The sequence below is a fragment of the Sphingomonas sp. CCH9-F2 genome (genome assembly GCF_001556735.1).
GTDB classification, from domain to species: domain Bacteria; phylum Pseudomonadota; class Alphaproteobacteria; order Sphingomonadales; family Sphingomonadaceae; genus Sphingomonas; species Sphingomonas ginsenosidimutans.
Map to the genome: position 1 here is coordinate 1 of NZ_LSJO01000095.1, position 14368 is coordinate 14368.

Consider the following 14368-nt stretch of genomic DNA (forward strand, 5'->3'; position numbering starts at 1 on the left):
TTCCTGATGAGCGCGATATAAAGATATCTTTATATTTGATCCGCCAAGGCAACACGGCTAAGGCGCGCGCATGCCGATCGGTGTGCCCGCATGCCTTGGTCGGCCTCATCTGACTGGAGACAACGCCGTGGCCACCGCCCCCGTGCTCGACACCAAGGACTACGTCATCAAGGACATCGGCCTGGCCGATTTCGGCCGCGCCGAGATCGCGATCGCCGAAACGGAAATGCCCGGCCTGATGGCGCTGCGTGAGGAATTCGGCGCGTCGCAGCCGCTGAAGGGCGCGCGCATCACCGGATCGCTGCACATGACGATCCAGACCGCGGTGCTGATCGAGACGCTGGTTGCGCTGGGCGCCGACGTGCGCTGGGCCACCTGCAACATCTTTTCGACGCAGGATCACGCCGCCGCCGCCATCGCCGCCGCTGGCATTCCGGTGTTCGCGGTGAAGGGCGAGACGCTCGCCGAATATTGGGATTATGTCGGCGACATCTTCAACTGGGGGGCGGACACCGACGGGACGACCGCGAACATCATCCTCGACGACGGGGGCGATGCCACCATGTTCGCGCTGTGGGGCGCGAAGCTGGAAGCGGGGGCGACCTTCGCCGAGCCGGAGAATGACGAGGAGGTCGAGTTCCAGCGGTCGGTGAAGGCGTTCGTCGCCAAGTATCCCGGCTATCTGACCCAGACGGTAAAGAACCTGAAGGGCGTGTCGGAAGAGACCACCACCGGCGTCCATCGCCTGTACGAGATCGCGAAGAAGGGCGAGCTGCCGTTCCCGGCGATCAACGTCAACGACTCGGTCACGAAGTCGAAGTTCGACAACCTCTACGGCTGCAAGGAATCGCTGGTCGACGCGATCCGTCGCGCCACGGACGTGATGCTGGCCGGCAAGGTCGCGTGCGTCGCGGGCTTCGGCGACGTGGGCAAGGGCTCGGCGCAGTCGCTGCGTAACGGCGGCGCGCGCGTGCTGGTGACCGAGATCGACCCGATCTGCGCGCTGCAGGCGGCAATGGAGGGTTTCGAGGTCGTGACGATGGACGAGGCGGTGAAGCGCGCCGACATCTTCGTCACCGCGACCGGCAACGCCGACGTCATCACCGCCGATCACATGAAGGCGATGAAGCCGATGTCGATCGTGTGCAACATCGGCCACTTCGACAGCGAGATCCAGATCGCGGCGCTTAGCAACTACGAATGGTCGGAAGTGAAGCCGGGTACCGATCTGGTGAAGTTCCCTGACGGCAAGCAGATCATCATCCTGGCCAAGGGCCGGCTGGTGAACCTGGGCTGCGCGACGGGCCACCCGTCGTTCGTGATGTCGGCGTCGTTCACCAACCAGACGCTGGCGCAGATCGAGCTGTGGACCAAGTCCGACAGCTACAAGAACGAAGTCTACGTCCTGCCGAAGCACCTGGACGAGAAGGTCGCGGCGCTGCACCTCGAAAAGCTGGGCGTCCAGCTCTCAAAGCTGACGCCGAAGCAGGCGGGCTATATCGGCGTGCCGGTCGAAGGGCCGTTTAAGCCGGATCACTATCGGTACTGATGATGCGACGGGGCCGCGCGGACTGGCGCGGCTCCATCACATGGACGAGCCAAGAAAAAGGGCAGGGGCCAAATGGCCTCTGCCCTTTTTACGTGCGGCAAGAGCGCCCCCGCCGGGGCGCTGCGCTGGGTCAGAAGTGGACGTTCGCCCCGACCAGGAACGAGCGGCCCACCAACCCTTGGTAATAAGTGTTGAGCGCCCCGGTCCCGGCCGTGGCCGGATAGGGGATGCCGGCGTCGGTGACGTTGTCGACGTTGAAACGGAAATCCATGTTGTCGGTCGCCTTAACGATCACTGCCGAGTTCCATATCGTGTAGCTTCCCACACCCCGTACATCGCGCGTGGTTGCCGTGTCGGTGGCGTCGAATACCGACGGGCCGACATACTGAACCTGATTGAACCAGCTGACCGGACCGCTATCCAGCGTCAGGCTGGTGCTGAAACGATCGTTGGCATAGCCGATCTGGCCGTTCTGCGGGATCCACGGCGTGTCATTGCTGATCCGCTTCTGCTGGCGAATCAGATGCTGGTAGTTAACCGTGAAGTTGGCCCCGAACGGCCCGATGTTCCGCCGATAGCTTCCCTCCACCTCGATCGCCTGGAATTGCAGGCCACCCTGATTGATGTACGGTTCCTCGAGGCTGAGGACCTGCCCATAATTAGCAGAGTTTGCGTCCGTTTCGCGGTTGACGAGGCCGCAGTAGTAATTGTTCGGGAAGCTGCTGGAATCGTAGCAGCCGGTCAACACGTCGCGTGCGCTGGACGACACGATCGTATCGCGCAGGTCGATGTTGATATAGTCGGCGGAGAGCGCAAACCCCGGCAGCTGCCGCGGGGTCAGCACCCCGCCGACCGTCCACGAGTGCGCCGTCTCGTTTGTGAGGTTCCGATTGCCGATTACCGTGATCGGCACCGTGACGGAATTGATGATCGACGAGAAGTTCGCCGGCGTCACCTTGCTGCAGTTCGCCTGTCGGACGGCAGCGTTGGGGCCGCTGTTGATGTTCTGCTGATCGCATGGATCGAAGCCGCCATCGTAAGCCGGCTGGTTGGCGGCGAACAGCTCGGTCACCGCTGGCGCACGGATGGATTTCGTGTAGTTGCCACGAACCGCGAAACCGTCGATCGGCGCCCAGCGTCCGCCCGCGGTCCAAGTGAACGCGGTTCCGGCAACGGAGTTGTCGACGTAGCGCCCCGCCGCATTGACCTCCAGCTCGTGGATCAACGGGATGCTCTGCTCCGGCCCGACCAGCGGGGCGCGCAGTTCGCCGAACACCTCGTTCGTGGTGTACGATCCCGCCAGCCCGAGGATGGGGATCGAGCGACCATAAGCTTGGGTGTAGAAAGCGTCGGGCGAGAAGCGCGAATATTCGCGCCGATTTTCATAACCGATCGAGAAGGCGAGATCGCCGCCCGGCAGCTTGAACAGCGATCCGCCCAGCAGCGCCAGAATGTCGCGCTGCGACGTGACCGACTGCGTCCGCGCATTGGTGGTCACGTAATCGCGCGCCGCCTGACTAGGCGCACCGTTGCCGAACAGGTTCAGCGGGGCGCAGGTGGACGAAATGGTGCCGTTGTACTGCGGGGTGTTGGGCGGCGACGCCGGATCGTTGGGGTCCGGATTGAACGGCAGGCAGACGATGTTGCCGCTCGCATCGAAGCCGGCGTTCAGCGCGCGGCGCAGGTTGGGTTCCACCAGCGAGGGCTGCGACGACCAGCTGTTGGTGCGACCGTAATTGGCCGACACTTCCCAGTTGAACTTGCGCTCACCGATCTGGAAGTCGCCGCGGAAACCGCCAACGAAACGGTACATGTCCTGATCGAGCCTGGCGACGCCGGTGACCAGATCGGTATTGGCGCGGCCCAGATAAAAGACATCGTTGTTGGTTGCCGGCAAACCCGCTGCGACCAGGTTCTGAACGATCAGCGCCTTCGCCTGCTGGGTAAGGAACGGATTGCTGAGAGGGATGATGAAGTTGCCGTTGATGTCGAACGCGCCGGGATCCGCCTGGCTGAAGAAGGCGGTGTTGTAGACGGGCTGGCCGGCGAGATTCGTCGCCTTGTTCTTCGAGTACCAAGCCTCGCCGAAAAACCGGATGCCGTCCGTCAGGTCGTAACGGGCAAGAGCGACCGCGTTGAAGCGATCGTCATTGACCCGCAGGTTCGTCAGATCAGCGAAGTTGAGGTTGTCGCCACCCAGGAAGGTGGTCGGATCCGTCGTCGCGGTGCCGAGGTTGAACGGCGACAGGTTGCCGTTGCGATCGAACGCTACAACCTGTCCGGCGGAGTTACGGATCACCGAGGTGCCTGTCAGCCGAGCCGCGTCGCGGATGAATGCCACGCCGCCCGCGGTGCCCAGATAGGTCCGTTGGTTCTGAATCAGCACCTGATCGAAGTCCGAGGAGGTCAGCGGCGCGATGAAACCAAGCTGTTGCTCAATGATCGACCGGCGGTTGCCGATCAGGCCATCGTCGTGATTGTATTCGGCATTGACGGTGATGTTGCCACGACCGTCCCCAAAATTATGTCCGACCAGCGCCCGGATGCGTTGGTTGCCCAGGTCGCCGCGCTGGCTGATCCCTGCCTGACCGTCGACGTCGAACCCGCTGTAGTCCTGCCGCAGGATGATGTTGACCGTGCCCGCGATAGCATCGGAGCCGTATACAGGCGCGCCGCCGATCGACACGGTTTCGATCCGCTGAATCAACTTGGTCGGGATGGTGTTGAGGTCGACCTGAGTGCCGGCGCCCGCTTGGGAGAAGATGGTCGCCGGGTTCGCGCCGACGAAGCGCCGCCCGTTCACCAGCGTCAGGGTGCGTTGCGAACCGAGGTTGTAGAGATTGACGAATGCCTGGCCTACGCCAAAGCCGCTGCCCTGACCGCCAACGGCCGATCCGTCCGGGATGCCGAAGCCCGGCAGTTCGCTCAGCGCGCGGGCGATGTCGGGATAGGCGCGGTTGTTCAGCGTCGCGGCGTCGACGGTCGCGGTCGGCTGTGCATTGTCGACTGCCGGACGCGGTATGCGCGATCCGGTGACGACGATATCGCCGCCCTGGGTTTCGTCCTGTGCGGATTGCTCGGCGCGCCGCGGATCCTGCGACGTCGCGGCGGCTTCCTGAGCTGCTGCCGGCATAGCGACGAGGACCGCACCTACAAGGAGGCTGGTGCCGAGCAGTCGACGGCGAAGTGATGCGCGCATGGCGGATTTCCCTTTTTTTCTGACCCAGAAACATTGACGTGATCAACGTTCTTTCCGGTCATCTTCGAACGAGGCCGTTGTGAAGTCACCATGTCTCAGTCACAAACCGGCAACAAAACTGCCGGCGTGACAATCCGGCAACAGCCGGTGATTTGGCGTGTCCTTGCCGGGGCGGCTGTCCGCTTATAGGACGGTTGACGATGAATGTGTTGTCCCGCGCCCCCCGATGATCGTCCTCCACCCGACCACTGCCGTCCTTGCCGGCGCCGTCATCCTGGCGCTGATCGTCGGCGGGGTTGTGTTGCTGGTGGCCGGATGGCGGGCGCGGACGGAAGCGGGCGCGGCGGTGGCGGGGCGTGATGCGCTGGAGGCGTTGCTGGCGGCGGCGCCGATGCAGCCGGTGGTGGTGCGCCCCGACGGCGCGGTGGAAATGGCGCCGCGCGTCGCCGACTGGCTGGGGCTGTCGGCGACGCCCACCTATCTTCAGGAACTGGACGCGGCCGGCTGGGGTATCGAAAGTGCCGAGGCGCAGGCGCTGGTCCATGACCTGACGGCATGTCAGCGGTCGGCGCGCGGCTTCGTGCGGACCGTCCATGCGCGCGGCGGCGGGCGGACCCTGACCGCGCAGGGCGAACGGCGGGGCGATGCGGTCATCATCTGGTTCTACGATTCGACCGCGACCGAGGGCGAGATGCGGCGCCTGCGCAGCGAGTTCAACGGGCTGTCCGATGCGTTCGAGGCGCTGACCGGACTGGTCGAGGCCGCGCCGTTGCCGATGTGGTATCGCGACCACGATTTGCGGTTGGCGATGGTCAACAGCGCCTATGTCACCGCGGTGGAGGGCGGCGATGCCGCCGATGTCGTCGGCCGCGGCGTGGAACTGGTTGAGGGATCTGGGCAGGGCGGCCCGGCGGCCGGCGCGGCGGCGGCGCAGGGCGCCGGGCGGCCGCAAAGCCGCGTGCTGCCCGCGACGATCGGCGGCGCGCGCCGCTCGCTGATGATCCATGACGTGCCGCTGCCGGTCGGCGGCGTCGCGGGCTATGCGATCGATATCGAGGAGCTGGAGCAGGCGCATGCGCGTGAACGCCGGTTCGCGGATGCGCAGCGGGCGATGCTGGACCGGTTGTCGGCCGGGGTGGCGCAGTTTGCGCGCGATCGCAGTCTGGTGTTTTGCAACCAGCCGTTCCGGCGGATGTTCGCGATGCGCCGCGAGTGGCTGGCCGATCGACCCGAGTTCGACCGTGTGATGGAACGGATGCGTGAGGCCAATCGCGTGCCCGAGGTGCGCGACTTTCCGGGTTGGAAGGCCGAGCGGCGCGGCTGGTTCGTCCAGGCGGAGGGCGCGATCGAGGAAAATTGGCATCTGCCGGGCGGCACGCATCTGCGCGTCGTGGCGCAGCAATTGCCCGACGGCGGGCTGCTGCTGATCTTCGAGGATCGTACCGAACAGGTGCAGCTGGCGAGCGCGCGCGACACGCTGCTGCGCGTGCGCACCGCGACCTTCGACAACCTGTTCGAAGCGCTGGGCGTGTTTTCCGCCGACGGCAGATTGCAGTTGTGGAACAACAGGTTCCGCGCGCTTTGGGACGTCGAGGAGGAGTTCCTGAGTGCGCATCCGCGCGTCGACGCCATTGCGGAGAAGGTGGCGCCCAAGCTCGCCAACCCGCGCCGCGCGCGGCAGATCGCGGAGCTGGTGCGCGTCGCCACCGCCGAGCGGCAGCAGCGCGCGGGGCATATCTCCTTGTCGGACGGGCGGCATTTCGAGTTTGCCGCCGTGCCTTTGCCCGACGGCAACGCACTGTTCACGATGCTGGACATCACCGACAGCCGCGCGATGGAGCAGGCGCTGCGCGATCGCAACGACGCGCTGGAGGCGGCGGACCGGGTGAAGACGCAGTTCGTCGCCAATATGAGCTACGAACTGCGCACGCCGCTGACGTCGATCAGCGGTTTTGCGGAGATGCTGCACGGTGGCTATGCCGGGGAGATGTCGTCCGACGCGATCGGTTACCTCGACGCGATCCTGGATTCGGTCGAGCGGTTGGGGCTGTTGATCGACGATGTGCTGGATCTGACGTCGACGGGGACGGGCGCACGGCCGCTGGAGAAGGGCGATATCGACGTCGGAGCGGTGGCGCGGGCTGCGGCGGACGCGGTGCGCAGCTCCGCCAAGCGCCATCACGTCGAGCTGGCGGTGGAGATTCAACGCTCTTCAGGGCTGCTTACAGGCGATGCGCGGCGTATCCGCGAGGTGGTGGAACACCTGCTGCGGCATGCATTGAGCGCGTCGCGGGCGCAGGGGCGCGTGCTGTTGCACGTGGACGGGAACGCCAAAGCGGCGCGAATCGTGGTGTCCGACGACGGTGCGGGCATGTCCCCGGAGGTTGCCGCACGCGCGTTCGACCGTTTCGCGCAGGAAGGCGTCGCCGCCGGGGGCGAGCGCGCGCTCGGCCTGGGCCTGCCGCTGGCAAAACAATTCGTCGAGGCGCATGGCGGGACTATCCAGCTGGTCAGCGAGCCGGGCGAGGGATCGCTGGTGACCGTGGAGCTGCCGCGGCGATGACCAGCGGTGAGCTGGCGCTGGCGGACGTCGCGGCGACCGAGGCGCTGGGCGCGCGGCTGGCACCGCTGCTGCGCGCGGGCGACGTCGTGACGCTGTCGGGCGGGCTGGGCGCGGGCAAGACCAGCTTCGCGCGCGGCGTGCTGGCGGCGCTGGGTCTGGAGGAGGAGGTGCCGAGTCCGACGTTCGCGATCGTCCAGCCCTATGCCCCGCCCGAGGTGCGGCTGCCGGTGCTGCACATCGACCTGTACCGGCTGGACGACCCGCGCGAGATGGACGAGCTGGGCATCGACGAGGCGCTGGCGGATTCCGCGTTGCTGGTCGAATGGCCCGAGCGTGCGGGCGCTGGCCACTGGCCGGATGCGCTGGCACTGACCCTTCATGCGACGCCGGACGGCGCGCGTCGCTTGACTTGGACGGCGCCGGCGGCATGGGAAGCGCGATGGCCATCCCGATGACCCCGCCCGATGGCGCGGCGGACTTTCTGACCCTTCACGGCTGGACCGGCGCGCGGATCGACCCGCTGGCCGGCGATGCCTCGTTCCGGCGATACTTCCGCGTCCATGACGGCGCGCGGCGCGCGATCCTGATGGATGCGCCCCCGCCGCACGAAGACCCGCGCCCGTTCGTCACGATGGCGCGCTGGCTGGCGGAGCGATCGTTCGCGGCCCCGGCGATCCTGGCGCTGGACCTGGACCGCGGGCTGGTGCTGCTGGAGGATTTCGGCGACGACCGGCTGCGCGAGGCGGCGGATGCCGACGCCGTGGCCACCGTGCCGCTGTATGAGGCGGCGGTCGACCTGCTGGTGGCGCTGCGCGCGCATCCGGCGAGCGAGCTGCGCGCCTATGACCGCGCCGAATTGCAGCGCGAGGCGGGGCTGCTGACCGAATGGTATTGCCCTGCGGTGGGCGCGGCGGCCGATGTCGCGGGCTATCGCGCGGCATGGGATGCGGTGCTGGACCGGGCGGAACCGCTGATCCCGGTCGCGGTGCTGCGTGACTATCACGCCGAGAACCTGATGCTGGTCGGGCCGGAGCGGCGCATGGGGCTGCTGGATTTCCAGGACGCGCTGGCGGGGCACCCGGCCTATGACCTGGTCAGCCTGTTGCAGGATGCGCGGCGCGACGTCGATCCCGCGCTGGAGGATCGGATGCTGGCGCGGTATCGCGCCGCGACCGGCGAGGGGGATTCGTTCATGGACGCGTATCACGTGCTGGGCGCGCAGCGGAACGCGAAGATCATCGGCATCTTCACCCGGCTGTGGAAGCGCGACGGCAAGCCGCGCTATCCGGCGCTGTGCCCGCGCGTGTGGGGTTACCTGGAGCGCGACCTGACGCATCCGGTGCTGGCGCCGGTCGCCCGCTGGTTCGACGACAATCTGCCGCCCGAATGGCGCGGCGACCCGATGGCGATCGCGACCGCACGGGGGCTGGCATGAGCCGGCCGCGCTACATCCGCCCCGATCCCGGCGCGCGCGTGCCGGCGACCGCGATGGTCATGGCCGCGGGCATCGGCAAGAGAATGCGCCCGCTGACCGCGACGCGGCCCAAGCCGCTGATCGAGGTGGCGGGTCGCACGCTGCTGGACCATGTGTTCGACCGGCTGCGCGCCGCGGGCGTCGCGCGCGCGGTGGTCAACGTCCATTACCTTGCCGACGCGCTGGAGGCGCACCTGCGCCACCGCGTCAAGGATATCGAGGTGATCGTATCCGACGAGCGCGCGGCGTTGATGGAGACCGGCGGCGGACTGGTGCAGGCGCGCGAGCTGCTGGGCGACGAGCCGTTCCTGGTCGTCAACAGCGACAATTTCTGGCTGGACGGCCCCACCGACGCGATCCGCCAGCTGGCAGCGCGGTGGAACGACGATGCGATGGACGCGCTGCTGCTGCTGGTCCCCTATGCCCGCGCGCACAACCACGGCGGGCAGGGCGATTTCCATCTGGATGCCGCCGGGCGGATCACCGGGCGGCGCAAGCCGGGGCGGGTCGCGCCGTTCGTCTATACCGGGGTGCAGATCGTGTCGCCGCGGCTGATCCGCGACTGGCCCGAGGGACCGTTTTCCACGAACCTGTTCTGGGATCGCGCGATCGCGGCGGGGCGCGCCTATGGCCTGGTGCATCAGGGTTTGTGGTCGGAGGTCAACGTGCCGGGCGCGATCGCGCGGACCGAGGCGATGCTGGCCGATGGCTGATGCGCGGGGCGGGCGGCGCTGAATGGGCGGCCCGCGCCTCTATACGATCCCGGCGCATCGCGCGTTCGCCGACGCGCTGGCCACGGGGCTGATCCGCCGGTTCGGCGGCGATCGCATGGCGCTGGCGCGCGGCATCGTGCTGGTTCCGAACAATCGCGGTGCGCTGGCGGTGAACGAGGCGTTCGTGCGCGCGAGCGGCGGCGCGCTGCTGCTGCCGCGGATCGTCGCGGTGGGGGGCGAGGATTTGGAGGCGGCGGTGGGGGCGGCGCTGGACCCCGCCGATGCGGTGCCGCCGCTGCCGCCGGCGATCGACCCGCTGCAGCGCCGCATGATCCTGGCGCGGCTGGTCGAGGAGGAACGTGCGGGCGCGGGCCGCCCGGTCGATGCGGCGGAGGCGGTGCGGCTGGCGGGCGAGCTGGCGCGCACGATGGACCAGTTGATCGTCGAGGGGATCGACCCGCGCCGGCTGGCGGAGATCGACCCGGGAGAAGGGCTGTCGGCGCATTGGGAAACCGCGCTGCGGCTGTTCCGCATCGTGCTGGACCGCTGGCCCGCCGAGCGTGCGGCGCTGGGACGGATCGACGCGGCGGAGCGGCGCGTGACGTTGCTGGAGCGGCAGGCGGAGCGCTGGCGGCAGGCGCCGCCGGCGGGCTTCGTGTGCGCCGCCGGGGTGACCGATCCGGCGCCGGCGGTGGCGCGGCTGCTGCGCACGGTCGCCGACCTGCCGCAGGGGATGGTGGTGTTCGCGGACCTGGACCTGTCGCTGCCCGAGGAGGAATGGGAGGCGCTGGGGCCGCACGCGCCCGACCCCGCCACGGGGCTGCGCCGCCGGTCGATCGAGGTGCATCCGCAATTCCACCTGAAATTGCTGCTGGAACGCATGGGCGTGGCGCGCGGCGAGGTGGTGCGCTGGACCGACGCGAGCGAGCATGACGCCACCGCGGCGCGCGGGCGCGCGATCGCCAATGCGCTGACCCCGGCGGCGTTCACCGCGAAATGGACGCAGCTGGATGCAGCGGGGCGGCGGCTGACCGGGGTGGAGGCGGCTGAACTCGCCAATCCGGCCGAAGAGGCGCAGGCGATCGCGCTGGTCCTGCGCGAGGCGCTGGAGGAACCGGGGCGGACCGCCGCGCTGGTCACCCCCGATCGTGCGCGGGCACGGCGCGTGGCGGCGCATTGCCGGCGCTGGGACATCACGGTGGACGACAGCGCGGGGCATCCGCTCGCGATCCTGCCGCCGGGCACGCTGCTGACCGCGATCGCGGAGGCGGCGGCGCAGGATTTCGCGCCGATGGCGTTGCTGACGCTGCTGAAACATCCACTGGTACGCAGCGGGGCGGAACGGGGCGCGTGGCTGGACGCGGTGCGCCAATTGGACCGCGCGCTGCGCGGGCCGCGCCCGGCGCCGGGGCTGGACGGGATCGACCGGCACCTGCGCGACGCGCCGGAGCGCGAGCGCGCGATCCGCGCCGCGGCATTGCCGGGGTGGCAGGCGATGCGCGGGCTGCTGGAGCCGATCGCGGCGGTGTTCGGCGACGGGGCGGCGACGCTGCCGCGGCTGGTCGCGTGCCTGCGCGAGGCGGCGGACCGGCTGGCGGGGGAGGCGGCGTGGAGCGGCCCGGCCGGACGCGCCGCCGCCGACCTGCTGGCCGCGCTGGAGGAACAGGCCGCGCATGGCCCGCGCCGGGTGACGCCAGCGGGGTTCGTGCCGCTGCTGAGGCTGTTGATGGACGAGGTGGCGATCCGCGCCCGCCCGCGCGAGGGGCATCCGCGCATCGCCATCTACGGCCTGATCGAGGCGCGGCTGCAATCGGCGGACGTGATGGTGCTGTCGGGCCTGAACGAGGGGGTGTGGCCGGGCAGCCCCGCGCCCGACCCGTGGCTGGCGCCGCGCATCCGCGCCGAACTGGGCCTGCCGGGGCTGGAGCGCGGGATCGGCGTCGCCGCACATGATTTCGCGCAGGGACTGGGCGCGCCGCGCGTCGTGCTGACGCGCAGCCGCCGCGACGCGCGCTCGCCCGCGCTCGCCTCGCGCTTCTGGTTGCGGCTGGAGGCGATGGCGGGTGACCGCTTTCCGCGTGCGACGGCGCTGGAGGGGTGGACGCGCGCGCTCGACCGCGCGGGGACGCCCGTGCCGGCGGCGCGCCCGGCGCCGCTGCCGCCCGCCGCGCTGCGCCCCGACGTCATATCGGTGACCGAGGTGGACCGGCTGAAGGCCGATCCGTTTGCCTTCTACGCGCGGCGCATCCTGAAGCTGATGCCGCTCGACGCGGTGGATGCCGATCCCAGCGCGGCGTGGCGCGGCACTGCCGTCCATGCGGTGCTGGAGGCATGGGCGCGCGACGATGCGTGCGATCCCGACCGGCTGCTGCCGCGCGCGGTCGCGCTGCTCGACGATCCGGCCGCGCACCCGCTGCTGCGCGCGCTGTGGCAGCCGCGGCTGATCGCGGCGTTCGAATGGATCGCCGGCCGCACGCTGGAGGATCGCGCGGCGGGTCGCGAGGTGCTGGCGGTGGAGGGGCGCGGCGAGTCGGTGGTGGCGGGCATCCGCCTGAACGGGCGGTTCGACCGGATCGACCGGATGCCCGACGGAGGCCTCGGCATCGTCGATTACAAGACCGGCAAGGCGCCGTCGGTCGCGGCGGTCAGGGGCGGGTTCAACCTGCAGCTGGGGCTGCTGGGCGCGATCGCCGAGGCGGGCGGTTTCGACGGGGTGCGCGGCACCGCGACCGCGTTCGAATATTGGTCGCTGGCGAAGAAGGGCGACACGTTCGGCGCGGTCTCCAGCCCCGCCGATCCGGCGGGCAAGGGCGGGCGGATCGTCACCGACGATTTCGTGCGCGCCGCGCGCGACAGCTTCGCGGAGGCGGCCGCGCGCTGGCTGACCGGGGAGGAGCCGTTCGTCGCCAAGCTGCACCCCGAATTCGCGCCTTATGCGGAATATGACCAGCTGATGCGCCGCGACGAATGGTACGGGCGCGACCGATGAGCGCGGGGAACACGATCCGCCCGCTGCCAGTGCTGAAGGGCGAGCAGCTGCGCGCCAGCCGGCCGGAGGCGCATGTGTGGCTGTCCGCGTCCGCCGGAACGGGCAAGACGCAGGTGCTGGCGGCGCGGGTGTTCCGCCTGCTGCTGCGCGGGGTGGAGCCGGCGGCGATCCTGTGCCTGACCTTCACCAAGGCGGGTGCGGCGGAGATGGCGGCGCGCGTCAACCGCCAGCTGGCGGCATGGGTGCGGATGGCCGACACCGATCTGGGTGCGGACCTGATCGCGCTGGGCGAGCGGCCGACCCCCGCGCTGGTGGCGCGCGCACGCACGCTGTTCGCCAAGGTGCTGGACGCGCCGGGCGGCGGCCTGCGCATCCAGACGATCCACGGTTTCTGCCAGAGCCTGCTGGCGGCCTTTCCGATCGAGGCGGGGCTGGTCCCCGGTTTCCGCCCGATCGAACCGCGCGAGGAGGCGCTGCTGCGGCGGCAGGCGCTGTCGGACCTGCTGATCGAGGCCGAGCGCGAGGGGCGGCATGCGCCGGTCGAGACGATCGGGAGGCTGAGCCTGCGGCTGGGGGAACAGGGCGCCGAGCAGTTCCTCGCGGAATGTTCGCGCGCCGGCGTGGCACTGGAAGCGTTGCCGGCCGGGATCGCGCCGTTCATCCGCCGCGCGCTCGACCTGCCGGCGGGTGATATCGAGGCGGCGGTCGCGGCGGGATGCGCCGCGCTGGACGATGACGCGATCGGGCGGATCGGGGCGGCGAACCGCGCCTGGGGCACCGCGACCGGCGGCGGCTTCGCCGACACGATTGCGCGCTGGCTGACGGCAGACGAAGGCGCGCGCGTCGCGATGCTGGCGGACCTGATGAACGTCGTGCGCACCGGCAAGGGCGATCCGCGCAAGGCATCGGCCAAGCTGATCGCCGCCGAGCCGGATTACGAGGCGCTGGCCGCGCAACTGGGCGAGGAATGCGCCGAACTGCTGTCGCTGCGCGTGCGCGCCGCCTATGCCGACCTGCTGGGCGCCGCGCTGGAGGTCGGGCGCGACTATGCGCGCGGATACGAGGCGGCGAAGCGGCGCGCGGGGGCGGTCGATTTCGACGATCTGATCGGCGCGGCGGTGGCGCTGTTGCAGCAGGAGGGGATCGGTGAATGGATCCGCTACAAGCTGGACCAGGTCACCGAACATGTTCTGGTCGATGAGGCGCAGGACACCAATGTCGCGCAATGGACGATCATCCGCGCGCTGGTGGACGAATATTTCGTCGGGCGCGGCGTCTATGCCCCGTCGGTGCGCACGCTGTTCACGGTCGGCGACCTGAAACAGGCGATCTTCGGCTTCCAGGGCACCGATCCGTTGTTCTTCCAGGCCGCCGAACGCTATTTCGCGGACAAGGCGCAGGAGGTCGCGGGCGACGAGCTGATGCCCGAGGACGAGCGCGGGCTGCCGTTCGACCGGCTGTCGCTGACCGATTCGTTCCGCTCCACCGCGCCGGTGCTGGAATTCGTCGACGCTGCGATCGACACGGTCGGCGCGGCGGGGCTGGGCGCGGCCGATGCCATCCCGCCGCACGCCAGCCGCGTCGCGGGGCCGGGCGAGGTGGCGCTGTGGCCGGTGATCGCGGCGGGCGCGGGCGAGGCGGAGGATGCCGGCGAGGAAGGCTGGATCGACGATGCGGTGCGCGACAATGCCGCGCGGATCGCGAAGACCGTCCGCCGCTGGCTGGACGACGGACTGATCCTGGAAAGCAAGGGCCGCGCGCTGCGCCCCGAGGACGTCATGATCCTGGTGAAACGGCGCGGCGAGCTGGCGCAGCTGCTGGTCGCGCGCCTGTATGCCGAGGGCGTGCCGGTGGCGGGGGTCGACCGGCTGCGGCTGTCGG

8 protein-coding genes are annotated in these 14368 nt (G+C 69.3%); 7 read left to right on the forward strand and 1 reads right to left on the reverse strand.

What is annotated here, in order from left to right:
* Nucleotides 1-127 precede the first annotated feature (127 nt).
* Complete coding sequence (ahcY, locus tag AX685_RS02770) at nucleotides 128-1549, forward strand: adenosylhomocysteinase (RefSeq protein ID WP_066485204.1); 1422 nt, start codon at nucleotides 128-130, stop codon at nucleotides 1547-1549.
* Between the two features lie 130 nt (nucleotides 1550-1679).
* Here the strand turns inward: ahcY and AX685_RS02775 are convergent, their stop codons facing one another.
* Complete coding sequence (locus AX685_RS02775; RefSeq protein WP_066485206.1) at nucleotides 1680-4748, reverse strand: TonB-dependent receptor domain-containing protein; 3069 nt, start codon at nucleotides 4746-4748, stop codon at nucleotides 1680-1682.
* A gap of 226 nt (nucleotides 4749-4974) precedes the next feature.
* On the opposite strand from AX685_RS02775, the gene AX685_RS02780 reads away from it, so the two are divergent.
* The 6 genes from AX685_RS02780 to AX685_RS02805 form a co-directional block, all read left to right on the forward strand.
* Nucleotides 4975-7311, forward strand: coding sequence for a sensor histidine kinase (locus tag AX685_RS02780; protein WP_066485208.1), 2337 nt, complete (start codon nucleotides 4975-4977; stop codon nucleotides 7309-7311).
* Nucleotides 7308-7766 carry a tRNA (adenosine(37)-N6)-threonylcarbamoyltransferase complex ATPase subunit type 1 TsaE gene (gene tsaE / locus AX685_RS02785; protein WP_197418462.1) on the forward strand — a complete coding sequence of 153 codons (459 nt, stop codon included), beginning with the start codon at nucleotides 7308-7310 and terminating at the stop codon, nucleotides 7764-7766. Before AX685_RS02780 ends, tsaE begins: the two co-directional genes overlap by 4 nt.
* Nucleotides 7763-8746, forward strand: a complete 984-nt coding sequence (locus AX685_RS02790; RefSeq protein WP_176484889.1) for an aminoglycoside phosphotransferase family protein — start codon at nucleotides 7763-7765, stop codon at nucleotides 8744-8746. The genes tsaE and AX685_RS02790 overlap by 4 nt, the downstream gene beginning before the upstream one ends.
* On the forward strand, nucleotides 8743-9498 hold the full coding sequence (locus AX685_RS02795; protein WP_066485210.1) for a nucleotidyltransferase family protein: 756 nt from the start codon (nucleotides 8743-8745) through the stop codon (nucleotides 9496-9498). Before AX685_RS02790 ends, AX685_RS02795 begins: the two co-directional genes overlap by 4 nt.
* A gap of 22 nt (nucleotides 9499-9520) precedes the next feature.
* Nucleotides 9521-12487, forward strand: coding sequence for a double-strand break repair protein AddB (addB, locus tag AX685_RS02800; RefSeq protein ID WP_066485213.1), 2967 nt, complete (start codon nucleotides 9521-9523; stop codon nucleotides 12485-12487).
* Nucleotides 12484-14368: UvrD-helicase domain-containing protein (locus AX685_RS02805; RefSeq protein WP_156445631.1), on the forward strand; the 1885-nt coding region annotated here is incomplete at its 3' end. The genes addB and AX685_RS02805, both read left to right, overlap by 4 nt.

What these genes read in the sequence shown, in the direction of transcription:
- AX685_RS02775 (WP_066485206.1), bottom strand. Translation starts at nt 4,748, where the DNA reads ATGCGCGCATCACTTCGCCGTCGACTGCTCGGCACCAGCCTCCTTGTA.
- AX685_RS02780 (WP_066485208.1), top strand. Translation starts at nt 4,975, where the DNA reads ATGATCGTCCTCCACCCGACCACTGCCGTCCTTGCCGGCGCCGTCATC.
- tsaE (WP_197418462.1), top strand. Translation starts at nt 7,308, where the DNA reads ATGACCAGCGGTGAGCTGGCGCTGGCGGACGTCGCGGCGACCGAGGCG.
- AX685_RS02790 (WP_176484889.1), top strand. Translation starts at nt 7,763, where the DNA reads ATGACCCCGCCCGATGGCGCGGCGGACTTTCTGACCCTTCACGGCTGG.
- AX685_RS02795 (WP_066485210.1), top strand. Translation starts at nt 8,743, where the DNA reads ATGAGCCGGCCGCGCTACATCCGCCCCGATCCCGGCGCGCGCGTGCCG.
- addB (WP_066485213.1), top strand. Translation starts at nt 9,521, where the DNA reads ATGGGCGGCCCGCGCCTCTATACGATCCCGGCGCATCGCGCGTTCGCC.